Genomic DNA, 23,821 nt, shown 5'->3' on the forward strand with positions numbered 1-23,821 from the left:
AAGTGGACCTGATCTGCTAGACTGTTCGCTGCGGAGGCTGTCATGGAAATCACGAATCTCTACGGGCAGTTCTGCCCGGTCTCGATGGCGTCCGAGGTGCTCTGCACCCGCTGGACACCTCTCGTCATGCGCGAACTGCTCTGCGGCTCCACCCGGTTCAACGACATCCGCCGCGGCGTGCCCAGGATGTCGCCCAGCCTTTTGTCCAAACGGCTGAAATCGTTGGAGATGGCGGGGGTGGTGGAATCCGTGCCCTCGGGGCGCGGCACGCACGAATACCATCTGACCCAGGCAGGCGAAGAGCTGCGCCCGCTGGTCCTCGGCATCGGCAACTGGGGCCAGCGGTGGGTCGAGTCGCACCTGTCCCTGCGCAACCTCGATCCCTCGCTCCTGATGTGGGACATCCGGCGCAATATCGCCCCCGATCCGTGGCCCGAGACCCGCTGCTCGATACAGTTTCGGTATCCCGAACTGGTGGAAACCATGCGCGACTGGTGGCTGGTGGTCGAGCCGGGCGGCATCGATCTGTGCCGGATCGATCCCGGCTACGACATCGACATCCTCGTGACCGCCGATCTGCGCGCGATGACCGCCGTCTGGATGGGCGTCGCCAAGCTCTCGCGCGAGATGGAGGCCGGCAGAATCGAGATCGACGTCACGCCCACGCTCGAGCGGCAGTTCAAGGCATGGTTCAAGCTCAGCGTCTTCGCCTCGCAGAAGCGCATGGTTGAGTGAGCCGCGCGCTTACATCCGGATCGTCGCGGCGCGGTTCCGGATCACCCGTTCCAGCCCCAGCACGGTGAGGAGCGAGGTCTTGGGATTGTCCGGCGAGGGCGCGTTCGCCATGTCGAGGTGCAGCGTGCCGAAGGCGCCGCGGGCGTCGATCTCGTGGCCGTTGGTGGCGACGTTCGGATCGGCGATGATACGCACCCGCGTCCGGTCGGGGCCAAGACCGGCCAGCGCCACGGTCATCGCGACATTCGCATTCTTGGGATAGAGACGCGCCGCCTCGGCCGCGCTGCCCGCGAAGATCTCGAAAGGCTCGGTCAGCGCATCCAGGTCGCAGCGCGCCTCGGCCGGGGTGTCGCGGAACGCGGCCGGCGTCTTGCGCGCGGTGTATTCCAGCCGGTCGAGCCCGGCGAGTGCCGCCGCCCCCAGCGCGTCGAGCCCGCCGATCGCGCCGGGGCAGAGGTGGACATGGGCGCCGCCCGTCTTTGCCACGCCACGCAGCCGGTCCAGCAGGCCGTCCTCGGCGAAGGCCCCGATCGAGACGACAACCACGTCGATCCCGCGCGCCAGCGGCGTCTCGACATGCTCGGCCACGGCGGCCTGTCCGGCACATTCCACCACCAGGTCCGGGGCGGCCTCGCAGAGCGCGTCGATCGTCCGGTGCGGCCGCGGCGCCCCGGCCAGCCCGTCCGCGCTGCGCCCCTCGCGCAGCAGGACGTCGGTCACCTGCGGCGCCTCTGGGTCGACGGCGAGCCGGGCGGTCAGCGCCCGGCCGATGGCGCCGGCGCCGATCATCGCGATGCGAAGGCTCATGGGCATGATCCCCTTTTGTGTCGGAACGCCCGCATGCTGCGCACCAAACGGCGCGGGGTTCAAAACGAAAATGCGGATCTGCGGTGTCCCTTTCCGCGGCGCCGCTGTAACCATGCGGCAGGTCGCGCCGTGCGGCCGAGCAATGCCCATGAAGAACGGAGGGCGCATGCCCGAGCCCGGACGCAGCCGCGACATCCTCGAGACGCTCGTCGGGTTTCCGACGGTCAGCCGTGACAGCAACCTGCCGCTGATCGACTGGATCGAGGCCTATCTCGACCGCCTGGGCTTTCGCTGTCACCGCGTGTCCGATCCGACCGGGCAGAAGGCGGGTCTTTTCGCGCGGATCGGGCCGGATGGGCCGGGCGGGGTGATGCTGTCGGCGCATACGGACGTCGTCCCGACCGAGGGGCAGGACTGGACCAGCGATCCCTTCACCCTGACCGAGACCGGCGGGCGGCTGGTCGGGCGGGGCGCGGCGGACATGAAGGGCTATCTGGCCTGCGCGCTCCGGGCGGCGGGGATCGCCGCAGACGGCCGGCTGGCCGAGCCGTTCAAGCTGGCGATCTCGTACGACGAAGAGATCGGCTGCGTCGGCATCTCCCACATGGTCGGTCATCTGGACGACAGCATCGGCAGGCCTGACCTGTGCATCGTGGGCGAGCCGACCGAGATGGCGCTGGTGACGGGGCACAAGGGCAAGACCGCGCTGCGCTGCACCTGCCGGGGCAGCGGCGGCCATTCGTCGATGGCGCCGGACTATCAGAACGCGCTGCACCTCGCCGCCGACGTGATGGCCGAGATCCGGCGGCTGCAGGACCGGGTGCGCGAGAGTGGGGCGCAGGATCCCGGCTATGCCGTGCCGTACTCGACGCTGCATGTCGGCCGACTCGAGGGGGGCACGGCGCTCAACATCGTGCCAGACAGCGCGACGCTCGACTTCGAGTTGCGCGCGCTAGCGCAGGAGGCGCCGGAGCCGCTGCTGACGCAGTTGCGTGATGCCGCCGCGCGCCTTGCCGCCGCGGCGCAGGTCGACCATCCCGAGGCGGACATCCGGTTCGAGACGCTGACCTTCTATCCCGGTCTCGAAACGGACCCGTCCGGGCCGGGTGTGCGCCGTGTGATGGACCTGCTGGGCTCGGACGAAGTGAAAAAGGTCAGCTTCGGCACCGAGGCGGGCGTGTTCGCGGCCGCGGGCGTGGAAAGCGTCGTCTGCGGGCCGGGGGCGATCTCGGTCGCGCACAGGGCGGACGAGTACATCGACATCGCGCAACTCGACGCCTGCGACGCCTTCCTCGACCGTCTGGTCGCCTCGATGACGACGGGCTGAGGGTCAGACTACCTACGGCGCGAGCGCTGCGCAGAACCGGTCGAGATCGGCGTCGCCGCTTTCGACGGCGGCATAGAGCGACAGCTGCATCTCGCTCTGCCAGCCGGGATCGCCCAGCTCGACCAGCGCGCCGCTTGCCAGTTCTTCGCGGACCAGCGGCTCGGGCAGCCAGGCGATCCCCGCCCCCCCGAGGCAGAGCGCCTTGATCGCCTCGGCGAAGGCATCGACATGCAGCGTCTTGAGATGCAGCGGCCCGGCACGCGACCCCAGGACATGCGCGACCACCCCGCCCAGGAACGAGTCCCGGTCGTAGGTCAGAAGCGGGGTCGGCGCGTGGGAGGTGCCGGGCAGCGTCCAGCCTCCGTCCCTCAGCGCCTGCGGCTCTGCGACGGGCAGCAGGCGGACGGCGGCGAGGTCCCGGCAGATGAACCGGTCGGGATCCAGCGCCATCGGGATCGCGGGGTGCCGGTAGGTCAGCAGAAGCTCGCAATACCCCTGCGAGAACAGGTCGAAGCACACCACAGCGTTGTCGGAATGGACCCGCGTGCGCAGCTCCGGATCGGCGCGGAACATTTCGGCCAGCCGCCGCGCAAGAAAGTTCGAGGCGATCGAATGGGGCGCCGCGATCCGGATCGTGCGCGCCTCGGGCACGCCGCTTTCGCGGATGTCCTCGCGGGTCTGCTGCAACTGGACGACCATCTGCCGGGCGATAGGCAGAAAGGTTTCTCCGGCGCGGGTGAGGCGGATCGGATAGCTCGTCCGGTCGATCAGCGGCGTGTCGAGCCACGCCTCCAGCGACTTGACCCGGCGGCTCAGCGCGGGCTGCGTGATGTTCCTTTCGCGGGCAGCCTGGGTGAAACTTCGCGAGTTTTCGAGGCAGATGATGTCCTGCAGCCAATCGAGATCCATGCAAAGCCGTCCTAACCTCTTGCTATGCAGTGGTTATGCCGTTTCGACATGAGGATAGAAAGACTCGGAATTTGTGCGCCCGATGGTTTCCGGCCAAGCTTCACCCAACGTGCAGCGATGCACGGGCAACGCACGGAAAGATCGCATGTACATGTCTCGCTTCGACCGCATCAGCCTGGGCCATTTTCCGACGCCGCTCGAACGGCTGGACAACCTGACCGCGCGGCTGGGCGGCCCCGAGATCTGGATCAAGCGGGACGATTGCACCGGTCTTGCGACCGGCGGCAACAAGACCCGCAAGCTCGAGTTCCTCGTCGCCGAGGCGCTGCGCTGGGGCGCGGACACGATCGTGACCCACGGCGCGACCCAGTCGAACCATGTCCGCCAGACCGCGGCCGCCGCCTGCCGGACGGGGCTTGGCTGTCACGCGCTGCTGGAACGGCGCGTGACGAACATGGGCGATCTCTACGACGAGACCGGCAACGTGCTGCTCGACGACGTTTTCGGCTGTAGCTACGAGTTCCGGCCCGAGGGATTGGACATGAACGCCGAGGGGCAGGCCGCGGCCGATGCGTTGGCCGAACGGGGGCGCAAGCCTTATTTCGTGCCCGGTGGCGGCTCGAACCCTGTCGGGGCGCTGGGATACGTGGGATGCGCCGACGAACTGGTCCGGCAACTCGATCTCGATGGGCTGCGCATCGACGCGATCGTCCACGCCACCGGAAGCGCCGGCACGCAGGCCGGCCTGCTGGCGGGCCTGCATGCGATGAGCGTGGACCTGCCCGTCATCGGCGTCTCGGTGCGCGCGCCGGCCGAGCGGCAGCGTGCCAATGTCCACCGCCTCGCCGAGGCCACGGCCGACCATCTGGGCGTGCGCGGCGACCTGCCGCGGGAGCGTGTGCTGGTCGACGACACACAGGTGGGCGAGGGCTATGGCCAGCCCACCGACGAGATGGTCGACGCGATGCAGCTTCTCGCGCGAGAGGAGGGCATCCTTCTCGATCCGGTCTATTCGGGCAAGGGCTTTGCCGGGCTGGTCGCGATGATCCGCCGTGGCGAGTTCACCAAGGGCCAGCGCGTGGTCTTCGTGCATACCGGCGGATCGGCGGCGCTCTTCGCGTATCCGCACCTCTTTTCAGACAAGACGGCCGCCAAGGCCGCATAAGCAAGCGGGCCGGCGCGTCGGGCACCGGCGCGTCCCCTCACGTCCTGCCGCGCCGCAAGAGCGTGGCCTCACACCCCACCAACAGGGAGACTGACATGAAAGAATTTTCGAGACTGCTTGCCGGCGCTCCGGCCCTCGTGGTCGGGCTGGCGATGGCATCGTCCGCACCGGCCCAGAGCCTGACCCTGAGCTTCGCCACCAACACCGCGCCGAACAACATGCGCGGCGAGGCCGAGACGATGTTCATCGAAGAGCTGGAGAAGGCCTCGGACGGCGACATCGCGGTCGTGCCCTATTGGGGCGCGTCGCTGATGGAAGGCGCAGAGATCATGGGCGGCGTGCGCGACGGCGTGGCCGACATGGGTTTCGTCAACATCAACTACTATCCCAACCAGCTGCTGCTCAACAGCGCCTACAACCTGTTCCCGAAGGGCCCCGCCGAGTACGAGAACATCGCGTGGGCCTTTGACCAGATGTACGAGCGCATCCCCGAGCTGGACGAGGAATTCGCCGACCAGAACCAGCGCATCGTCTACAAGTACGGCGTCACGCCCTATGCCGGCGTGTTCAAGAGCCCGGTCGAGACGCTGGACGACATGGAAGGCCTGCGCGTCCGCGCCGCGAGCCGGTGGTACCTGAACCTTCTCGAAGGGGCCGGGGCGACGCCGGTCTCGATGCCGTGGGGCGATCTCTACCAGGGCCTCCAGACCGGCTCGATCGACGGGGTGTTCACCAACATCGACGGCATCCACCGCGCGAGCCTCGATGAGGCGGCGCCGAACGTCTACTTCATGCCGGACCTGTGGCTGGCGATCCCGTTCATCATCACGATCAACGAGGACAAGTGGCAGTCGCTCTCGGCCGAGCAGCAGGAAGCCTTCGCCACCGCCGCCGAGAACGCCGGCGAACGCTTTGCCGATGTCTGGGACGGCACCATCGATCGCATCCTGCAAGAGCAGGAAGAGGCCGGCTACAACATCGTGACGGCCTCGGACGAGGCGGTCGAGACCTTCGCCGGTCTGCCTGAGGTCGAGACCAACCAGGAGATGTGGTCCGAAGAGGCGAGCGCCGCGGGCGCCGAGGATCCGGCCGCGATCCTGTCGCAGTTCGACGAGGTGATCTCCGAGGCCATCGGCCGCTGAGGCGCTACCTCTTACCAGCGTAATCCCGGTGTCGGCCGATCGGGCCGGCACCGGATCGTATTTCCGCGCAACGGAGGCCCGCATGGCCGGAAGACTCCTCGATGCCGTGACCAAACTGCTGGCCGAGCTCTGCGGCTGGCTTCTTCTCATCGTGATGAGCCTCATCGTCATCGACCTCGTCTCGCGCGCGATGTCCACGCCGATCTATGGCGTCTCGGAAAGCGCGATGTTCGTGATGATCGCGATCGTCTATCTCGGCCTTCCCTATGCCGAGAAGATGCAAGCCCATGTCCGCGTCGAGCTGGTGCTCGACAACCTGCCGCCGCAGGTCGCGGCTGTCGTCGATCTCGTGATGTACGTCCTCGTCGCGGCGACGATGCTGATCGTGCTGTACGCGGTCGGCCTGAACGCGCTCGGCTCGTACGAGGGGCGGCAGGCCATCGCCGGACCGACGCCGCTGCTGATCTGGCCGGTGAAGTTCGTCATGGTCACGGCGCTCGCGCTGTTCGTGGTGCGGATCTTCATCAACCTCGTCCACGCGGTCCGCGCCGTCATCGGTGCCGAGACGCCGCGCTACGGAGGCAGCTGAGAATGGACTTCTTCACGACCGTCGGCGTCGGGGCGATCGTCGCGCTGCTCGGGCTTCTGCTGCTGGGGATGCACCTGGCGGTGACGTTCCTGCTCGTCGCGTTCTGCGGCGTCACGATCCTGCTTAATCCCGATGCTGCGCTGTCCCTGATCGGCGAGACGATGTATTCCGCCATCGCCACGCCGACCTACACTGTGCTGCCGCTGTTCGTGCTGATGGGCGCCTTCGCCGCCGCCAGCGGGTTCGCCGAACAGGCCTATCGCTCGATCCACCGGGCCGCGGCGCGGGTGCCGGGCTCGCTCGCCATCGCGACCTCGTTCGGCAGCGCCGCCTTCGCGACGATCTGCGGCTCGTCGCTGGCCACCGCCAGCGTGTTCGGCCGGATCGCCTATCCCGAGATGCGCCGCTACGGCTATGACCGCAGCTTCGCGCTGGGGTCGATCGCCTGTTCGGGCACCTTCGCCAGCATGATCCCCCCGAGCGGCATGTTCATCCTGTTCGCGATCTTCACCGAAACTTCGGTTGGCCGCCTGTTCATGGCGGGGATCGTGCCGGGGGTGCTGACGGCGACGGTCTATGCCGTGTCGATGTATCTGCGTGCTCGCGCGAACCCGAAGCTCGCTCCGATCTCCGACGAGGAGCACGAAGTCACCCCGCGCGAGCGTGTTCGCGCCCTGGGCGGGCTGTGGCAGATCGCCCTGCTGGGCACGGTTGTGATCGGCGGCATGTATGCGGGTTTCTTCACCGCGACCGAGGCCGGTGCCGTCGGCGCCCTCGGCACGCTGCTGTTCGGGCTCGCGAACGGGCCGCTGCGCCGCTTCAGCAACTTCCGCGGCGCGCTGCGGGACTCCGCCCAGATCACCGCGACGCTGTTCTTCATCATCGTCGGCGCGCTGTTCTTCAGCCGGTTCCTGGGCCTGTCGCGCATCCCCTACAACCTGACCGTCTTTCTCGAGAGCTGGGAGGTCCACAGCCACGTGATCCTGGGCCTGATCCTGGTGACTTGGTTCCTCCTGGGGATGCTGATCGTTCAGACGGCGGTGTTCGCGCTGACCCTGCCGATCCTGTTCCCGATCGTGGTGAACCTCGGCTACGATCCGATCTGGTTCTGCGTCATTGCCATGAAGATGAACGAGATCGCGGGCGTCTCGCCACCGGTGGGGCTCAACGCGTTCAGCCTGGCGGGGACCGCGGGCAAGGACGTGCGCGTCGACCACGTCTATCGCGGGGTGCTGCCTTTCATCCTGTGCGATCTGGGCGTGCTGCTGCTGCTGTTCCTTTTCCCCGCGCTGGTGACCTTCCTGCCGGACCTGATGCTTGACTGACAACAAGGACGAGAGATGACACGCGAATACGAAGTGATCCTGCGCAACGGGCTGGTCGTCGATCCCGTCAACGGCCGGCACGAGGTGGCCGACGTGGCACTGGCCGACGGCAAGGTCGCCGCGGTGGGCGAGGTCACGGGGCAGGCCGCGGCCGAGCACGACGTCTCGGGCTGCGTGGTGATGCCGGGCATCATCGACGCGCATGTCCATCTGTCGCCCTGGCTGGGCGGGGCGCCCGGTCACCGGATGCTGGCGCAGGCGGGCGTGACCTTCGCGCTCGAGATGGCCGGGCCGATCGACGGCGTGACGAAGTTCGCCACGACCCACGGCTGCGGTCTGTCCATCGCCTGTATCGACTATGTCCGGCCGGGTCACACCGTCACCAGCAACGACCCCGGCGCGGACGAGTTGCGCGACACTCTGGCACGCGCGCGCGCGGCGGGCGCGATCGGGCTGAAGATCCTCGGCGGTCACTTCCCGCTGACGCGCGAGGCCTCGGCCCGGACGATGGCCGTCGCGGCCGAGCAGGGGGCCTATGTCGCCTTTCATTCTGGCACGGTGCACACGCCGCAGAACGTCGGCGGCATGCGGGAATCCTGCGAACTGGCCGACGGCAATCCGCTGCACCTTGCCCATATCAACAGCTACACCCGCGGGCTCGACGGCTCGGCCCTGGCCGAGGCGGAAGAGGCGATCGACATCCTCGGGCAGCATCCGAACGTGTGGTCGGAATCGTATCTCGCGCCGATCAACGGCAATTCCGGCAAATGCGCCGACGGCGCCCCCGAAAGCGTCGCCACCCAGCGCAACCTCGAGCGGGGCGGCTTCCCCCCGACCGATGCCGGCATGGTCGAGGCGATCCGGGCGGGCTGGGCGCAGGTCCATGTCCTGAAGGACGGTGTGCACGTCCTGACGGGCGGAGAAGAGGGGCTTGCCGCCTGGAAGGCCGCCGGCAGCGATATCGGCATCAGCTTCTATGCCAACCCGCCCGAGCCGCGCATGCACCTCGCCACCGCGAAACGCCCCGACGGCAGCTTCGCCGTCGACGCGCTGGCCACCGACGGCGGCGGCATTCCCCGTAACGATCTGTGCTCGCGCGGGCTAGCGCTGGTGCATCTCGACGCGCTCAGCCTCGACGGGTTCGTGCAGAAGGTCTGCGTCAGCCCGGCGCGGGCGCTCGGCCTGTCGGCACGCAAGGGGCATCTGGGCGTCGGCGCCGATGCCGATGTCACCGTGGTGGACCTGGAGCGCCGCAAGGCGGTCAAGAGCTTCGTCCACGGCGCGCCCGTGCTGATGGACGGCGAGGTCGTCGGGCAGGGGTGCCGGATGCTGGTCCCGCCAGAGGGGGCCGACCATGTCCGCGGCTTGGGGCTCGACGTGCTTATCGCCGAGCCCGGCTCGATGCTGCGACCGCGCGGCGCGTGACGGCCGCGGACGGCATGGTGTGGCGCGAGGGGATTGCCGGGGCGCTGTCTTACCGCGTGGCCGGGACGGGCTCGAACCTGTTGCTGGTGGCGGGGCTGAACGGGCAGGCGCGGTTCTGGGATGCTGTCGCACCGGACCTGGCCCGCAGTGCCACCGTCGCCGCCTTCGACCAGCGTGGCTGCGGCGCGACGCCGGACGACGGCGCGGAGTGGAGCATCGAGACGCTCGCCCGCGACGCCGCCGACGTGGCCGAAGCGGCGTTCGGGTCCGCGCCCTATACCGTCATCGGCCACTCGACCGGCGGCGCAATTGCACAATGCATGGCGGCGACCTGGCCCGACCGCGTGGCGGGGGCGGTGCTGTCGGGCACCTGGATCAGGGCCGACGCATACATGCATGCGCTGTTCGACCTGCGCGTCGCCCTGCTGGAGCGCGCGCCGGACCTCGACCCCGCGCTGAGCGATCTGCTGCGCAATCCGCCCGACGACTTCCGCTCGGACGCCGCGAAGGTGGCACTGGATCCCGGCATCACCATCCGCCGCATCCGTGCGCTGCTGGGCCATGACGGTACACGCTGGCTGGACCGGATCGCGTGCCCGACGGTGGTGATCGGTGCCGAGGACGACCGTATCGTGCCACCGCGTCTAGTCGCGGATCTGCACGCGGCGCTGCCGGGAAGCGGTCTGGAACTGCTGCCCGCGGGCGGCCACTTCTTCCCCCAGACCCAAAGCGCGGCGTTTCTTCGGTGCGTGACCGCGTGGCACGCCACGCTGACCGACGCCACCGCGCGCTGAGAAAGGAACCGAGATGCCCCCGACCGACAGTCGGCTGACCGAACTGACGACGCCCTGCCTGATCCTCGACGAGCGGATCATGCTGCGCAACATCGACCGCCTGGCGCGGCACGCCGCAGATCTGGGCGTGACGCTGCGGCCGCATCTCAAGACCGGCAAGTCAGTGGATATTGCGCGGCGCGTCCTCTCTGGTGGCACCGGCCCGGCGACGGTCTCGACGCTCGCCGAGGCCGAGGTGTTCCACGAGGCCGGCATCTCCGACATACTCTACGCCGTCGGGATCGCGCCGCAGAAGCTCGACCGCGTGGTCGCGCTGCGCCGGGCGGGCTGCGACCTGAGCGTCATCCTCGACTCCCGCGCCCAGGCCGAAGCGGTCGCCGACGCCGCACGCGCAGCAGCCGACCCGATCCCCGTCCTGATCGAGATCGACAGCGACGGGCATCGCGGCGGTCTGCGGCCCGACGACCCCGAACTGGCCGCGATCGGCACGATCCTGCGCGACGGCGGCGCGGCGTTGCGGGGCGTGATGACCCATGCCGGCGAAAGCTATGGCGCCGTCGGCGCCGACGCGCAGGCGGCCTTCGCCGAGCAGGAGCGCAAGGCCGTGGCCGACGCTGCCGACACCCTGCGCGGGGCCGGGCTGGACTGCCCGGTGGTCAGCGTCGGCTCCACCCCAACCGCCCATGCGGCGCGCGATCTCACCGGCGTGACCGAGCTGCGGGCGGGGGTCTATGTCTTCTTCGACCTCGTCATGGCGGGGATCGGGGTCTGCACTACCGACGACATCGCGCTGTCGGTGCTGACGACGGTGATCGGGCACCAGCCCGAGCGGGGCTGGATCATGGTCGATGCGGGCTGGATGGCGATGTCGCGCGACCGGGGCACCGCCAACCAGGCGTCCGACCAGGGCTATGGCGTGGTCTGCGACGAAAACGGCACGGTGCTGCCGGACCTGATCGTCGCCAACGCCAACCAGGAACATGGCACGATCGCCTTGCGGGCCTGTGCGGACAGGCCGCTGCCGGACCTGCCCGTAGGCACCCGGCTGCGCATCCTGCCGAACCACGCCTGCGCCACGGCGGCGCAGCACGACCGGTATAACGTCCTCCGGGTCGAGAGCGGCGCACTGGAAGAGTGGCCGCGCTTCGGCGGCTGGTGAGGGCCGGCCCGGCGCGGGGCCGGTCGTCGTGACTATTGCGCGGGCGTCGCGGCTTTTTCCCAATGGGCGATCACCTCACCGGTCTGCGGTTCCGGCATGCCCTGAAGGTGCTCGCGGAAGTGTCCCCACAGCGCCTTGATGCGCTCGGGATCGGTGTCCTTCGCCGCGGACTCGTCGATCAGCGAGATGACGTATCCGTTGCCGTCCTGTCCCCAGACATTGATGAAGCGGACCATGCCCGGAAGGTCGAGGATGTCCGATTTCAGTTCGTTCATGATCTCGATGGCCGCGTCGCGGCTGTCGGGTTTCATCTTGTAGGGCGTGACCCTGGCCAGCATCATCTTGTCCTCCCTGCGATAAGCGCCTCCGCTCCCATCCTCCACCCGCGCCGAGGATAGCACGCGGGCCGCCCGGGCGGATCCGATCATTCGGTTATCGCCCGTTCGGTCTCGCAGGGGGCAGGGCTGTCACGACCGGCTCAGGACCACGTCCCCGCGGATGTCGAGGTCCTGCTCGACCGCGTCCACGAGATAGCTCGCCACGTCGGCGCGCGAGATCAGGCCATTGTGCCAGCCGGCCGGGTCGCGCAGCACCTTGTAGCGCCCCGATTTCCGCCCGTTCGTCAGGATCACCGGGCGGGCGATCGTCCAGTCCAGCTCGCTCTGCACGATCAGCTCTTCCTGCCGGTCCTTGTCGGCGTAGGGCTTGCCCAGCACGGCGGCGTGGCCTGTCTTCTCGACCCAGCTCATCGCGTCCTTGCTGCGGCCCGCACCGAAACCTGTAACGGCCACGAGGCGGCGCACCTGGCTTGCCATCATCGCCTGCAGCAGGATGCGCGTGCTTTCCGAGAACAGCGTCTCTTCCTGCCACAGCATCGCCACGCGCTCCTTGATGCCGAGGGCGTAGATCACCGCGCGGCTTCCCGTCAGCGCCGCCTGCACGTCGTCGGCGTCCAGCGCGTCCCCGGCGACCGGTTCCAGGTTGGCGGCCGCCGGCATCTCTGCGGCGCTGCGGCCGAAGGCGCGGGCCGTGAGGCCACGCGACAGGATCTCGTCGACCGCCAGCTTGCCGATGCCCGAGGTTCCGCCCATCACAAGTATCGGTGCGCTCATCGTTCCATCTCTCCTCGCTGGTCCGCGCCGAAGGGTAGGGCGCGCGCGCCCCGCTGCCACGATGGCGGCGTCAACGCGCCGAGTCCGGGGCGGCCCGGCGCGAGGCGGCCCGCGTCATCGCCAGGCGCCGGACGAAGGCAAAGACGAACACGCCCGTCAGGATCAGCACCACGGTCGGCGCCGGGGCGCTGTCGAGGTAGAAGCTCAGATAGACGCCCGACAGCATCGCCGCCGTGCAGACGCAGACGGCGACGATCAGCATCCGGCCAAAGCTGCGGACGGCGAGAAAGGCGATGGCGCCCGGCGCGATCAGCAGCGCCACCGCCAGGATCAGGCCAGTGGCGCTGAGCGTGGCGACGATGGTCAGCGACAGGATGGCGAGCAGCCCGTAATGCAGGACGCCGACCGGCAGGCCGCTGGCGCGCGCCTGCGCGGGGTCGAAGGCGTGCAGCAGGAAATCCCTCCACTTCAAACGCAGCACGGCCGACACGGCCAGTGAAATGAGCCCCGCTGTCCACAGATCGCCCGGCTCGACGCCCAGCATGTTGCCGAAGAGGACATGATCGAGATGTTCGTTGGTGTGGACCGAGGTGAACAGGATCAGGCCGATCCCGAACATTCCCGAGAACACGACGCCCATGACGGTGTCCTGTTTCACCCGGCTGTTCTCGCTCAGATAGCCGGTGAGGAGCGCGCAGGTCATGCCCGCGGCGAAGGCGCCGATGATCAGCGGTATCCCGGCGATCCAGGCCAGCACGATGCCCGGCAGCACCGCGTGGCTCACCGCGTCCCCCATCAGCGCCCAGCCCTTGAGCACCAGGAAACAGGACAGCAGCGCCGTCGGCACGGCGACGAGGGCCGCGATCAGGAAGGCGTTCTGCATGAACGGAAACTGGAACGGCAGCAGCAGCGTCTCGATCATTCCACCACCTCCGCTGCCGTCGTGGTGGCCGTGCCGGCCGGGCGGCGCAGCGCGGCGGCCGCCTTGCGCCGCGAGGCCAGCAGACCGTGCTTGGGCGCCAGGACGAAGGCCGTCAGGAAGATCAGCGTCTGCAGCGTGACGATGACACCGCCCGTCGCCCCGTCGAGGAAATAGCTGACATAGGCCCCGACAAAGCTCGTCGTCGCGCCGATCAGCACCGACAGGGCGATCAGCCGCGGAAACCGGTCGCACAGCAGGTAAGCCGTCGCGCCCGGCGTCACGACCATGGCGATCACCAGGAACGCGCCCACGGTCATCATCGCCGCCACGACCGAGGCCGAGAGCAGCACGAAGAACACCGCCTTCAGAAGGTCGGGCCGCAGCCCGATGGAGCGGGCATGGGTCTCGTCGAAGAAGACGACCATTAGGTCCTTCCACTTCAGCAGCAGCACGCCCAGCGACACGATCCCGATCAGCGCCAGCTGCAGTGTGTCGCCGGGCGTGATCGCCAGGATGTTGCCCATGGTGATCGTCTGAATCGACACAGCCATCGGGTTGACCGACACCATGAACAGCCCCAGCCCGAAGAACGCCGTGAAGATCAGGCCGATGACCACGTCGATCTTCAACCCCGAGCGCTCGGACAGGAACAGCATCGACCCCGCGGCCAGGCCGCCCGCGATGAACGCGCCGAGCGCGAAGGGCAGGCCGAGGATGTAGGCCCCCGCGACGCCCGGCACGACCGAGTGGGACAGCGCGTCGCCGATCAGGCTCCACCCTTTCAGCATCAGGTAGGCCGACAGGAACGCGCAGACCCCGCCGACCAGCGCCGACACCCACATGGCGTTCGTCATGTAGCCGTACGAGAAGGGTTCGAGCAGCACCTCCATCAGCCGCCGTCCCCGCGTGTCCTTGTTTCGTCGCCGTAATGCACCAGCGGGCGCTCGTCGTCCGTGAAGATCGTCACCTCGCGCGGGTCGTCGGCGTAATCGTCGTGCAGCGCCTCGCCGCCCAGGGTGAAGTGGCGCAGCACGCCGCCGAAGGCGCGTTCCAGGTTGGCGCGGGTGAATGTCGTCGCGGTCGGCCCGTGGGCCAGAACCGTGCCCTTCACCAGAACGGTGCGGTCGCAGAACTCGGGCACCGAGCCCAGGTTGTGCGTCGAGACGAGCATCACCCGTCCCTCGTCGCGCAGCTCTCGCAGGAGCGCGACGATCTGCTCTTCGGTCTGCACGTCGACGCCGGTGAACGGCTCGTCCAGCAGGATCACCTGTCCGTCCTGCGCCAGCGCGCGGGCGAGGAACACACGCTTGCGCTGGCCGCCCGACAATTCGCCGATCTGGCGGTGGCGGAAGTCGCGCATGCCCACGCGTTCCAGCGCACGGTCGACGGCGTCTCGGTCGGCCTGCGCGGGGCGGCGGAGAAAGCCCATGCGCCCGTAGCGGCCCATCATCACTACGTCCTCGACCAGCACGGGAAAGGCCCAGTCGACCTCTTCGGCCTGGGGGACATAGGCGACGAGGTTGCGGCGCAGGGCTTGTTTCACCGTCAGGCCCAACAGCCGGATCTCGCCCCTGGCGATGGGGAGGAAGCCCATGATCGCCTTGAACAGCGTCGACTTGCCCGCGCCGTTGACGCCGACCAGCGCGGTGATCGTGCCGCGCGGGATCTCGAAGCTGGCGTCATGCAGCGCGGTGTGCCCGTTGCGGTAGGTCACGGTGATGTCGTGGGCGCGGATGCCGCCGTCGGCGGAGTCCGCCGCGGCGGAAGGGGATGCGGTGTCGCGGGACATGGTCAGTTCAGGTTCTCTGACAGGCCACTCGCGATGGTGTCCGAGGTCATGCGCAAGAGGTCCAGGTAGGTCGGGACGGGGCCGCCCGGTTCGGACAGGCTGTCGACATACAGCTCGCCCCCATAGGCGGCGCCGGTCTCTCGCGCGACCTGCTGGGCGGGGGCGGTGTTCACGGTGCTTTCGCAGAAGACGACGGGAATGTCGTTGTCGCGCACCCCGTCGATCACCGCGCGCACCTGCTGCGGCGTGCCCACCTGGTCGGCGTTCATCGGCCAGAGGTAGAGCTCGCGCATCCCGAAATCCCGCGCGAGATACGAGAACGCCCCCTCACAGCTCACCAGCCAGCGCTGTTCCTCGGGGATCGCGGCGATCTCGTCGCGCAGGGGGGCGATGGTGTCGCGGATGCGCTGCTTGTAGGCGTCGGCGTTGGCGCGGTACGTGTCGGCATTGTCCGGGTCGTGCTCGGCCAGGGCCGCGGCGATGTTGTCGACATAGACCATCGCGTTTTCCAGCCCCATCCAGGCATGGGGGTTCGACTCCCCTTCATAGGCGCCCTCGGCGATGGGGATCGGGTCGATCCCTTCGGTCAGCGTGACCGAGGGCACGTCGCCGATATTCGACAGGAACTGCTCGAACCACAGCTCCAGGTTCAGCCCGTTCCACAGGATCAGGTCCGCGTCATGGGCGCGGACGATGTCCTGCGGGGTCGGCTCGTAGCCGTGGATCTCGGCCCCCGGCTTGGTGACGGACACGACCTCGGCCGCCCCGCCGGCGACGTTCTGCGCCATGTCGGCCAGCACGGTGAAGGTGGTGACCACCTTCAGGGGGGGGCCGTCCGCCGCCGCGGTCTGGGAGCACAGCGTCGCCAGCGCGGTCGTCGCGGCAAGGGCAGGGGCAAGGCGTCGCATCGCGGTCTCCTTCTGGGAACTGTGTCCCTGAATTGCTACTGCAAGTCACTCGCAACGGTCAAACAAAAATGCGAGCCGCTCGCAAAAGCGGGGCGCATCATTCCGCGGCGAGCTGGTCCTCGGCCACCAACCGGGTCGCGTCGGCAACGAGCGTGACCCGCAGGCCGTCTGGCGCATAGTCGACATCCACCTTGCCGCTGAACGAGGCGGGCAGGGTCTGGCGGATCAGGCGGCTGCCAAAGCCCTTCGACTTTGGTTCGACCACCTCGGGGCCGTCGCGCTCGCGCCAGGTCAGGCGCAACGTCAGCGCCCCGTCGCTGCCGGTAAGATCCCAGGCGACCAGCACGCTTCCCTCGGCGCTGCCGAGCGCGCCGTACTTGACCGAGTTCGTCGCCAGCTCGTGCAGCGAGAGGCTCAGCGTCGTGACCTGTTCCCGGCCAAGGGACAGGGCAGGCCCGCGAAACTCGAACCGGCGCGGATCGTCGAGAAAGGGGTGCAACGCCCGCCGGGCCACCAGCTCCAGCGTGCCGCGGGTCGAGTTGCCCTCGATCAGCAGGTCCTGCGCACGCACCAGCGCGCCGATGCGGCGCTGCAACTCGTCCCTTATCTCGTGCAGCGAGCCGCTGCCCCGGAAGGTCTGGTTCACCAGCGCCGAGACCAGCGCGTAGGCGTTGCGCGACCGGTGCACCAATTCATGATTGCGCAGGGCCGCGAACTTCTCGGCTTTCACCTTGCCGGTGGTCTCGACCACGGTGTCGAGCATGCCGCACACCGCGCCGGTCTCGTCCCGCACGGGGCTGTAGCAGAAGGTGAAATGCGCCGTATCGAATGTGCCCGACCGGTTCGTCTCCAGCGGGAAGTCCTCGATGAAGGTCGAATGGCCGGCCATCGCGCGGTCGGCGATGGGGCCGATCGTGTCCCGGCCTTCGGCCCAGACCGACAGGAACGGCATGCCGAGGCAGGGATGCTTCCGGTCGAGGATCGGAACGAACGCGTCGTTGTAGATCATCGTCAGGTCCTCTCCCCAGCACAGGCACTTGGGAAAGGCGGAGTTGACCATCGTGCCGACCGTGATCTTCAGGACGGCAGGCCAGTCCTCGATCGGGCCGAGCGGCGTTGCCGCCCAGTCGTGCGACGCGATTTGCCGTCCCATCTTGCCGCCACCGGCAAGAAAAGCCGTGGCGGCGGTCTGCTTCTGACTCAATGCGGCGATCCGGGGAAACGAGTGTCGATACATATTATGACATCGCACCACCCATCCGAATCTCCAAGTCCCTTTTCGGCCCGCGAGGCAAGTTCCCGCGGACCGAAACGGATGTCGTTCGCCGGAGCCCCCGGCGCGGCGTCAGTGACGGGCGCCGGCGTAGTACTCCACGCGCTGCTCGAGCCGCCCGATCAACTCGGCCAGCGAGAGGGCAAAGGCGAACAGGATCAGGATCAGCGCCCAGAAATGGCCCATCAGGAAGTTCTGGCTATAGAGCGAGAACAGCGCGCCGACGCCGATGATCGACACCAGGAGTTGCCCGATCACCACGCCCTTCACGCCGCGGATGACGCCCAGCCGGATGCCGGCCAGGATCTCGGGGAGGGCCGACAGGAGGATGATCTTCAGCCGCTGGGTTCGCGACGCGCCGAAGGACAGCGCCATCTCCTTGAGCGACGTCGAGACATGCTGCACGCCCGCCCGTGCGTCGAGCGCGATGATCCAGACCGCGAACATGAACACGGTGACGATGACCGTCGGCTGGCCCATCCCGAAGAGGATCATGATCACCGGCACCAGCGCCGACAGCGGGGCCGACAGGAAGATGTTGATCCACATGTTCAGAAGCTTGTCCGCCGCCGGCACCAGCCCCATCAGAAGCCCCAGCGAGATGCCGACCACCACCGCCAGGAACAGCCCGGCGAGATAGCAATAGGCCGTCAGCGCCGCCGCGTCGACAAAGCTGGGCGAGGTCACGACGTCGCCGATGGCGACGACCACCTCCGAGAAGGGCGGGAACAGCATCAGCAGCTCGAACTGCCCGACGATTTCCCAGACCACCACCCAGAACAGCAGGGCGACGAACTGGGGGACGTAGATTCCACGGATATACATCGGCTCACTCCACGTATTCGCGCAGGCCACGCCAGATCTCGTCCGTCAGGTCGAGATATTCCGGCGCGCGCCGGATCGCGTCGGGGTCGCCCTTGCGCTCGATCTCGGGGTCGATCACCTGGCCCACGCGGCCGGGGCGGGGCGACAGCAGGACGATGCGGTCGGACAGGTAGACGGCCTCCTCGATAGAGTGTGTGACAAGGATGAAGGTCTTGTTCTCGCGCTCGCGCAGGTGGATCAGGTCCTCTTGGAACTTGCGGCGGGTCTGTTCGTCCACCGCCGAGAACGGCTCGTCCATCAGCAGAACGTCGGCGTCCACCGCCAGCGCCCGCGCCAGCCCGACCCGCTGGCGCATGCCGCCCGACAGCTCGTGGGGATACTTGTCCTCGAACCCCGACAGCCCGACCTCGTTGACGTAGTGGCGGGCGCGCTCCTCGCGCTCGGAGCGGTTCACGCCCTGCAACTCCAGCCCGAAGGCGGCGTTGCGCAGGACGGTGGCCCAAGGCATCAGCGCGAAGTCCTGGAACACGAAGGCGCGTTCGGGGCCGGGGCCGGTGACCGGCTTGCCGTTCACCTCGACCTCGCCCTCGGTGGGCTCCAGAAGGCCGGCGATGATCTTCAGCAGCGTGGTCTTGCCGCAGCCCGAGGGGCCCAGCAGGCTGGTCAGCTCACCGCGCTTGAACTCTAGGTTGATGTCCTTGAGCGCGTGCACGGTGCCGCCATAGACCTTGTGAATCCCGCGGGTGCGCACGATCGGCGTCGCGGGGGCGGAGCCGGCCACGGTGGCAGAGGGCTCGGCTTGAGCAATAGCGTTCATCATTGACCTCTCTTTTCGGGCCGGAAGAGTTTCGTTTCGAGGTGGTAGAGCAGGGACACCGCGATCACCGCGAAGGCCACGATCGACACGATGGTCGCGTACATGTGGCCGAAATTGGCCACCGAGCGGTGATAGGTGATCAGGTCCCCGATCCCCGTCGGCGTAATCAGCAGCTCGGCCAGCACCACGCCGGAAAAGCCCTCGGCCACGCCCAGCCGGATGCCGGCGAACATCATCGGGCTGGCGGCGGGCAGGATGATCCGGGTGATCTGCTGCCAGCGGCTGCCCATGAAGCTGCGCGTCATGTCCAGCAGCGAGCCCGGCACGTTGCGCACCGCCTTGTAGCTGTTGATGGTGATCACCGGCATCGCCAGGAACACCACCGCCAGAACCTTCGAGGCCAGCCCGACCCCGTAGACAAAGGTGATCAGCGGGATCAGCGCGGCCATCGGCGCGGCCTGCATGGTGATGAAGATCGGCAGCGTCAGGAACTCCACGTCCCGGCGCAGGCCCATCGCCACCCCCGCGGCCACCCCCACGCCGAGCGAGAAGGCGAGGCCGACGATCAGCGGCTCGATGGTGCGCAGGTACGCCGCGCCCATGGACCCGTCGAGCACCATCTCTACGAAGGCCGCGAAGGTCTCGGTAAAGGTCGGGAAGGCGGCGTTGAAGTTGCTCTGCCCGGCCAGCTCCCACGCCCCGAAGAACAGGGCGAGTGACAGCAGGCGCCAGAACACCGGCATCTGGGCGAAGCGTGTCATTGCGCCCCCTGTGACGCCGCCGGCGATGGCGGACGGGACGGTGTCGGTCTTGGTCATGACCCCTCACATTCCGGAGAAGATGCGCGCCCGCCACGGGGGGCGGGCGCGGGACGGGCTCAGTTCGACGACTTTGCCGCCTCGAGCGGGCCGAAGTCCCAGAAATCGGTCGGCTCGATGTCCTCGGCGCTGCCCTCGACCTGTCCGGCCGTGGCGAGGAACTCGATGTCGTCCTGCACGTCGGCGGGTTCGCCCCCGTCGGTGGGATAGACGCCGTTCTCGACCGCTTCCTCGTAATAGGGCACCGCCGCCGACGCCGCCTTGTCGGGAAGATCGGGCAGCAGGTTGTACTCGTCGCGCAGCTCGCCCACGATCGACGGGTCTTCCTCGATGTCGCGCCAAGTGCCCAGCAGTTCCTCGACGAACACCTGGATGTCGTCGCTGCGGGCCTCCAGCACCTCGGCACTGGCATAGAGCGCCTCGTCGGTGGCGTTCACGCCCTCGACCGGCAGGCGCATGAACTTGTCGCCGCCTTCCTCCTGCAGCAGCCGGAAGTTCGCCGCGTCCACGATCGACGCGTTCACGTTGCCCTGCAGCATGGCGCCGGCGCGCACTTCCGAGCCGGGAATGTACGAGATGTTCGAGAAGGTGATGCCTTCCTTCTTCTCCATCAGCCGCATCAGCGCCTCGGTGCCCGATCCGCGCGAGTGGACGGTCACTTCCTCACCGTCGAGATCCGCCCATCCCGAATAGACCTCGGAGTTGACCACCGGGAAGAACAGCAGCGTGCTCATCCGGTAGAACATCCGGATCGGCGCGTCCGAGTTCTGGATGAAGGCATAGGGCGCCCCCACGCCGATCTCGGCCTCGCCGCCCAGAACGGCTTGCACCGCGACGTCCTCGGAGTTGAAGTATTGCAGCTCCATCGGCACCCCGCGTTCCTCGGCGCGTTCCATCGCGATCAGCAGGTTCAGGCTTTCAACGCTGGCGATGTCGCCCATCGCCACGCGCAGCGGGTCGCCGTCCTGCGCGGCGGCCGGGCCGGCGCCGGCGAGGGCCGCGGCGAGGATGGCGCCCGTCATCAGGTTCCGTCTGTCAATTGTCATGGTGTCTCCTCCCAGATGTGTGGATGTTGCCGCGCGGGTCCTCCTCCCGGTCTCGCGGCGCCCGTCCCCGGGCCCGGACGCGGCTATCCCGTCATGGGAACAGCCGCGCGGATACGGATTTCAGATGCGTGCGCATGGCGGACCATGCGCCGTCGGGGTCGCGCTCGGCGATCGCGCGGGCGATCGCGTCGTGCTCGTCGAAACTGGTGTGATTCGCCGGCGGCCGGGTGCTGCTGCGGTTCACGGTGCCCCAGGTGACCGCGCGGCGGACCCGGTTGAGCTGATCGAAGACGGACAGCAGCATGGCGTTGTCCGTGGATTCCGCCAGCGTCCGGTGGAACTGGTCGTCCTGCGCCTCGTACTCGGCCCAGGTCGCCGCGGCGCGCGAGCGCTGCAGGATCTGTTCCATCGCGGTCATCTCCTCGCCCGTGGCATGGACGGCCGCCTCGCGCGCCAGCGCCGGTTCGATGCAGATCCGCGCCTGCATCATCCGCATCGGCGTCAGCTGCCGGCCGAGGCTCGTCAGGCTGTCGAGGTCCGGCGCCATGCCCGGCGGGCCCTCGGCGATGAACGTGCCCTTGCCCACGTGCCGCCAGATCGCGCCGGAGCGTTCCAGCGTCTCGAGCGCCTGGCGCAATGCGGCGCGGGTCAGGCCCAATTGGTCGATCAATTGCCGCTCGGGCGGCAGCTTGTCGCCCGCGCCATAACCGCCGGCATCGATATAGTCGCGCAGCAGGGAAAGCGCGTCTGTCTTGCGTGTTTCGGTGTTTTGCAGCATCGCTTCGATTCGCCTGTCGTGTGCTTCACTGTTACACAGGACCGGCCCATTCGCCAAGGAAAGGTTGATCAATCGCGTAAAATGCGCCAATGAGTGGATTAATCCGGATTGATTGATCCGGCTGCGACCGCTAGAGGTGGACCGAAACCAGAGGAGGACCCCGTGACCGACTACGCCATCGACCCGCCCAAACCCGTTGCCCTTCCGATCGAGGGGCAGGCCGCGAAGTTTCCCGTGCGGCGCGTGTACTGCATCGGCCGCAACTACGCCGCGCACGCCGTCGAGATGGGGCACGACCCCGACAAGGAGCCGCCGTTCTTCTTCCAGAAAAATCCCGACAACCTCGACCCGTCGGGCGACTTTCCCTATCCGACGCAAAGCTCGGACGTGCATCACGAGGTCGAGATGGCCGTCGCGCTGAAATCCGGCGGCACCGACATCGCCGTCGAGGATGCGCTCGACCACGTCTACGGCTACGCGGTGTCGATCGACATGACGCGCCGCGATCTTCAGGGCGAGCAGAAGAAGATGGGCCGCCCGTGGGAAATCGGGAAGGCGTTCGAGCGGTCTGCGCCGATCGGGCCGATCTACAGCGCCGAGTCCACCGGCCATCCCAGCGAGGGCCGCGTCGAGCTCAAGGTCAACGGCGAGGTCCGGCAGGAGGGCGATCTGAACCAGATGATCTGGAAGGTGCCCGAGATGATCTCGTATCTCTCCAAGTTCTTCGAACTCGCGCCGGGCGACGTGATCCTGTCCGGCACGCCCGCCGGCGTCGGTCCGGTCAAGAAGGGGGACGAGATCGTCGCCCATGTCGAAGGGTTGGCCGACCTGAGCGTTCGCGTTACGTGAGCGCGGCGCGAAACATACCGCCGGCGCCCGCGCGCGCCGGTGGATCCTGAACGGACGGGAAAGGAGAGGGCATGGGCGGTCTCGAGACCGGGGAGCTTCTGACGCTCGCCGCGGTGGCGATCAGTGCGGGCGTGGGCGGAGGCATCCTCGCCGGCCTGCTGGGCGTGGGCGGCGGCATCGTCATCGTGCCCGCGCTCTACCTCTCGCTGTCCCTGGTTGGGATGGACCCGGCGATCACCATGCAGGTGGCGGTGGGCACGTCCCTGGCAACCATCGTCTTCACCTCGCTCTCCTCGGCCCGCGGGCACCATCGCAAGGGGGCGATCGATTTCGGCCTGTTGCGGCTGTGGGGGCCGTCGATCCTGGTGGGCGTTCTGCTGGGTGCGGCGCTTGGCGGCGTGGTCAGCGGGCTGATCCTGGTGGCGGTGTTCGCGGTTGTCGCGGCGCTCGTCGCGCTCGACATGATCTTCCGCAAGCCCAGCGGGGCGCCCGAACCGCGCTCGTTCTCGCGCCCGGTCTGGGCCGGGCTCGGCGTGCTGGCCGGGGCGGTGTCGGCGATGATGGGGATCGGCGGTGGGACGGTCTGCGTGCCGCTCCTGAACTTCCTCGGCTACGACATTCGCCGCGCGGTGGGCACCTCGGCCGCGATCGGCTTCATCATCGGCCTGCCGGGCGCGTTGATGTACATCATCACGGGTTGGGGCGCCGAGGGGCTGCTGCCGTTCTCGCTGGGTTACGTGAACCTGCTGGCCGCTGCGGTGATCATTCCGCTGACGGTGGTGTTCGCCCGCGTCGGCGTGGCTATCGCCCATGCCATTCCGCCGCGCGCCCTGCGGCTGGTCTTCGGCCTGTTCCTCGGGCTGACGTCGCTGCGGATGTTCGTCGATCTCTACGGCCAGGTCCTGGGCTGACCGCGGACGGGCGCGCGGTGGTCGCGCGCCCGTCGTTCGTTTCTCAGTTCAGCATCCCGTCGCCGTCCTGGTCAGCGGCGGCAAAGTCCTGCGACATGCGCGTGCTGAATTCCTGCGGCGACACGACCCCGTTGCCATCCGTATCTAGGGTGGCAATCGAGTCGGTGGTCAGGTGCGGGTCCAGCTCGGCCTCCGTCAGGCTGCCGTCGCCGTTGGTGTCCATCTGCTGGAAGGCGGCGTTCACGAAGACCGCGAACTCCTCCTGCGAGACGGCCCCGTCGCCGTTTGTGTCGAGCGCGGCCAGGTTGCTGCCGTCCAGCGTCCCTGTCTGCGCGGCCGCCGGCACGGCGGCGGCCATTGTGATCGCGAGTGCGAGAATGCTCTTGCCCATCTTTT

At 68.0% G+C, this 23,821-nt stretch carries 26 protein-coding genes; 11 read left to right on the forward strand and 15 right to left on the reverse strand.

What is annotated here, in order from left to right:
- Positions 1-42: 42 nt before the first annotated feature.
- Positions 43-735: a winged helix-turn-helix transcriptional regulator gene (locus tag BMZ25_RS16995; RefSeq protein ID WP_218142562.1), complete on the forward strand. Its 693-nt coding sequence runs from the start codon at positions 43-45 to the stop codon at positions 733-735.
- Positions 736-744: 9 nt separating this feature from the next.
- Here BMZ25_RS16995 and BMZ25_RS17000 read toward each other — a convergent pair whose 3' ends face one another.
- Positions 745-1,542 carry an aspartate dehydrogenase gene (locus BMZ25_RS17000; RefSeq protein WP_092695845.1) on the reverse strand — a complete coding sequence of 266 codons (798 nt, stop codon included), beginning with the start codon at positions 1,540-1,542 and terminating at the stop codon, positions 745-747.
- Positions 1,543-1,708: 166 nt separating this feature from the next.
- Here BMZ25_RS17000 and argE point away from each other — a divergent pair, with 166 nt between their 5' ends.
- A complete protein-coding gene (gene argE, locus BMZ25_RS17005) occupies positions 1,709-2,869 on the forward strand; it encodes an acetylornithine deacetylase (RefSeq protein ID WP_092695846.1) in 1,161 nt (386 codons plus the stop codon).
- Positions 2,870-2,881: 12 nt separating this feature from the next.
- Here argE and BMZ25_RS17010 read toward each other — a convergent pair whose 3' ends face one another.
- Positions 2,882-3,778, reverse strand: a complete 897-nt coding sequence (locus BMZ25_RS17010) for a LysR family transcriptional regulator (protein WP_092695847.1) — start codon at positions 3,776-3,778, stop codon at positions 2,882-2,884.
- A gap of 145 nt (positions 3,779-3,923) precedes the next feature.
- Here BMZ25_RS17010 and cuyA point away from each other — a divergent pair, with 145 nt between their 5' ends.
- The 7 genes from cuyA (at position 3,924) to BMZ25_RS17045 (ending at position 11,377) form a co-directional block, all read left to right on the forward strand.
- A complete protein-coding gene (gene cuyA / locus BMZ25_RS17015) occupies positions 3,924-4,943 on the forward strand; it encodes a D-cysteate sulfo-lyase (protein ID WP_092695848.1) in 1,020 nt (339 codons plus the stop codon).
- A gap of 95 nt (positions 4,944-5,038) precedes the next feature.
- On the forward strand, positions 5,039-6,085 hold the full coding sequence (locus BMZ25_RS17020; RefSeq protein ID WP_092695849.1) for a TRAP transporter substrate-binding protein: 1,047 nt from the start codon (positions 5,039-5,041) through the stop codon (positions 6,083-6,085).
- An 82-nt stretch (positions 6,086-6,167) separates the two neighbouring features.
- Positions 6,168-6,674: a TRAP transporter small permease subunit gene (locus BMZ25_RS17025; RefSeq protein ID WP_092695850.1), complete on the forward strand. Its 507-nt coding sequence runs from the start codon at positions 6,168-6,170 to the stop codon at positions 6,672-6,674.
- Between the two features lie 2 nt (positions 6,675-6,676).
- Entirely contained in the window at positions 6,677-7,999 is a 1,323-nt protein-coding gene (locus BMZ25_RS17030; RefSeq protein ID WP_092695851.1) for a TRAP transporter large permease, read from the forward strand.
- A gap of 15 nt (positions 8,000-8,014) precedes the next feature.
- On the forward strand, positions 8,015-9,424 hold the full coding sequence (locus tag BMZ25_RS17035; protein WP_092695852.1) for an amidohydrolase family protein: 1,410 nt from the start codon (positions 8,015-8,017) through the stop codon (positions 9,422-9,424).
- Complete coding sequence (locus BMZ25_RS17040; protein WP_143071552.1) at positions 9,421-10,218, forward strand: alpha/beta fold hydrolase; 798 nt, start codon at positions 9,421-9,423, stop codon at positions 10,216-10,218. Before BMZ25_RS17035 ends, BMZ25_RS17040 begins: the two co-directional genes overlap by 4 nt.
- A 13-nt stretch (positions 10,219-10,231) precedes the next feature.
- A complete protein-coding gene (locus tag BMZ25_RS17045) occupies positions 10,232-11,377 on the forward strand; it encodes a DSD1 family PLP-dependent enzyme (RefSeq protein ID WP_092695854.1) in 1,146 nt (381 codons plus the stop codon).
- Between the two features lie 32 nt (positions 11,378-11,409).
- Here the strand turns inward: BMZ25_RS17045 and BMZ25_RS17050 are convergent, their stop codons facing one another.
- The 12 genes from BMZ25_RS17050 to BMZ25_RS17105 all read right to left on the reverse strand — a co-directional run bounded on the left by BMZ25_RS17050 (position 11,410) and on the right by BMZ25_RS17105 (position 21,665).
- Complete coding sequence (locus tag BMZ25_RS17050) at positions 11,410-11,718, reverse strand: hypothetical protein (RefSeq protein ID WP_092695855.1); 309 nt, start codon at positions 11,716-11,718, stop codon at positions 11,410-11,412.
- 126 nt (positions 11,719-11,844) lie between these two features.
- On the reverse strand, positions 11,845-12,489 hold the full coding sequence (locus BMZ25_RS17055; RefSeq protein WP_092695856.1) for an NAD(P)-dependent oxidoreductase: 645 nt from the start codon (positions 12,487-12,489) through the stop codon (positions 11,845-11,847).
- A 70-nt stretch (positions 12,490-12,559) separates the two neighbouring features.
- On the reverse strand, positions 12,560-13,411 hold the full coding sequence (locus BMZ25_RS17060; RefSeq protein WP_092695857.1) for a metal ABC transporter permease: 852 nt from the start codon (positions 13,409-13,411) through the stop codon (positions 12,560-12,562).
- Positions 13,408-14,301, reverse strand: a complete 894-nt coding sequence (locus tag BMZ25_RS17065; RefSeq protein WP_092695858.1) for a metal ABC transporter permease — start codon at positions 14,299-14,301, stop codon at positions 13,408-13,410. The genes BMZ25_RS17060 and BMZ25_RS17065 overlap by 4 nt, the downstream gene beginning before the upstream one ends.
- Positions 14,301-15,200, reverse strand: coding sequence for a manganese/iron ABC transporter ATP-binding protein (locus tag BMZ25_RS17070; RefSeq protein ID WP_092695859.1), 900 nt, complete (start codon positions 15,198-15,200; stop codon positions 14,301-14,303). The genes BMZ25_RS17065 and BMZ25_RS17070 overlap by 1 nt, the downstream gene beginning before the upstream one ends.
- Before the next feature lie 2 nt (positions 15,201-15,202).
- Entirely contained in the window at positions 15,203-16,108 is a 906-nt protein-coding gene (locus tag BMZ25_RS17075) for a metal ABC transporter substrate-binding protein (protein WP_092695860.1), read from the reverse strand.
- Positions 16,109-16,205: 97 nt separating this feature from the next.
- A complete protein-coding gene (locus BMZ25_RS17080; RefSeq protein WP_235859919.1) occupies positions 16,206-17,312 on the reverse strand; it encodes a PAS domain-containing sensor histidine kinase in 1,107 nt (368 codons plus the stop codon).
- 141 nt (positions 17,313-17,453) lie between these two features.
- Complete coding sequence (locus BMZ25_RS17085) at positions 17,454-18,206, reverse strand: ABC transporter permease (protein WP_092695861.1); 753 nt, start codon at positions 18,204-18,206, stop codon at positions 17,454-17,456.
- A 4-nt stretch (positions 18,207-18,210) separates the two neighbouring features.
- The gene (locus tag BMZ25_RS17090) at positions 18,211-19,026 is read right to left on the reverse strand and encodes an ABC transporter ATP-binding protein (RefSeq protein ID WP_092695862.1); all 816 of its coding nucleotides are present in this window, start codon (positions 19,024-19,026) and stop codon (positions 18,211-18,213) included.
- Positions 19,023-19,841 (reverse strand): ABC transporter permease, encoded by an 819-nt coding sequence (locus BMZ25_RS17095; RefSeq protein ID WP_235859920.1) that lies wholly within the window; start codon positions 19,839-19,841, stop codon positions 19,023-19,025. Before BMZ25_RS17095 ends, BMZ25_RS17090 begins: the two co-directional genes overlap by 4 nt.
- Before the next feature lie 59 nt (positions 19,842-19,900).
- On the reverse strand, positions 19,901-20,887 hold the full coding sequence (locus BMZ25_RS17100; protein WP_092695863.1) for an ABC transporter substrate-binding protein: 987 nt from the start codon (positions 20,885-20,887) through the stop codon (positions 19,901-19,903).
- Positions 20,888-20,978: 91 nt separating this feature from the next.
- Positions 20,979-21,665 (reverse strand): FadR/GntR family transcriptional regulator, encoded by a 687-nt coding sequence (locus BMZ25_RS17105; RefSeq protein ID WP_092695864.1) that lies wholly within the window; start codon positions 21,663-21,665, stop codon positions 20,979-20,981.
- A gap of 162 nt (positions 21,666-21,827) precedes the next feature.
- Between BMZ25_RS17105 and BMZ25_RS17110 the strand changes: the two genes are divergently transcribed.
- Positions 21,828-22,514, forward strand: a complete 687-nt coding sequence (locus tag BMZ25_RS17110; RefSeq protein ID WP_092695865.1) for a fumarylacetoacetate hydrolase family protein — start codon at positions 21,828-21,830, stop codon at positions 22,512-22,514.
- 71 nt (positions 22,515-22,585) lie between these two features.
- Positions 22,586-23,425: a sulfite exporter TauE/SafE family protein gene (locus BMZ25_RS17115; RefSeq protein WP_092695866.1), complete on the forward strand. Its 840-nt coding sequence runs from the start codon at positions 22,586-22,588 to the stop codon at positions 23,423-23,425.
- Between the two features lie 43 nt (positions 23,426-23,468).
- Here the strand turns inward: BMZ25_RS17115 and BMZ25_RS17120 are convergent, their stop codons facing one another.
- A complete protein-coding gene (locus BMZ25_RS17120) occupies positions 23,469-23,816 on the reverse strand; it encodes an EF-hand domain-containing protein (protein WP_092695867.1) in 348 nt (115 codons plus the stop codon).
- Between the last annotated feature and the right edge of the window lie 5 nt (positions 23,817-23,821).

Origin of the sequence: Tranquillimonas rosea (genome assembly GCF_900111315.1) — a bacterium.
Lineage (GTDB): Bacteria > Pseudomonadota > Alphaproteobacteria > Rhodobacterales > Rhodobacteraceae > Tranquillimonas > Tranquillimonas rosea.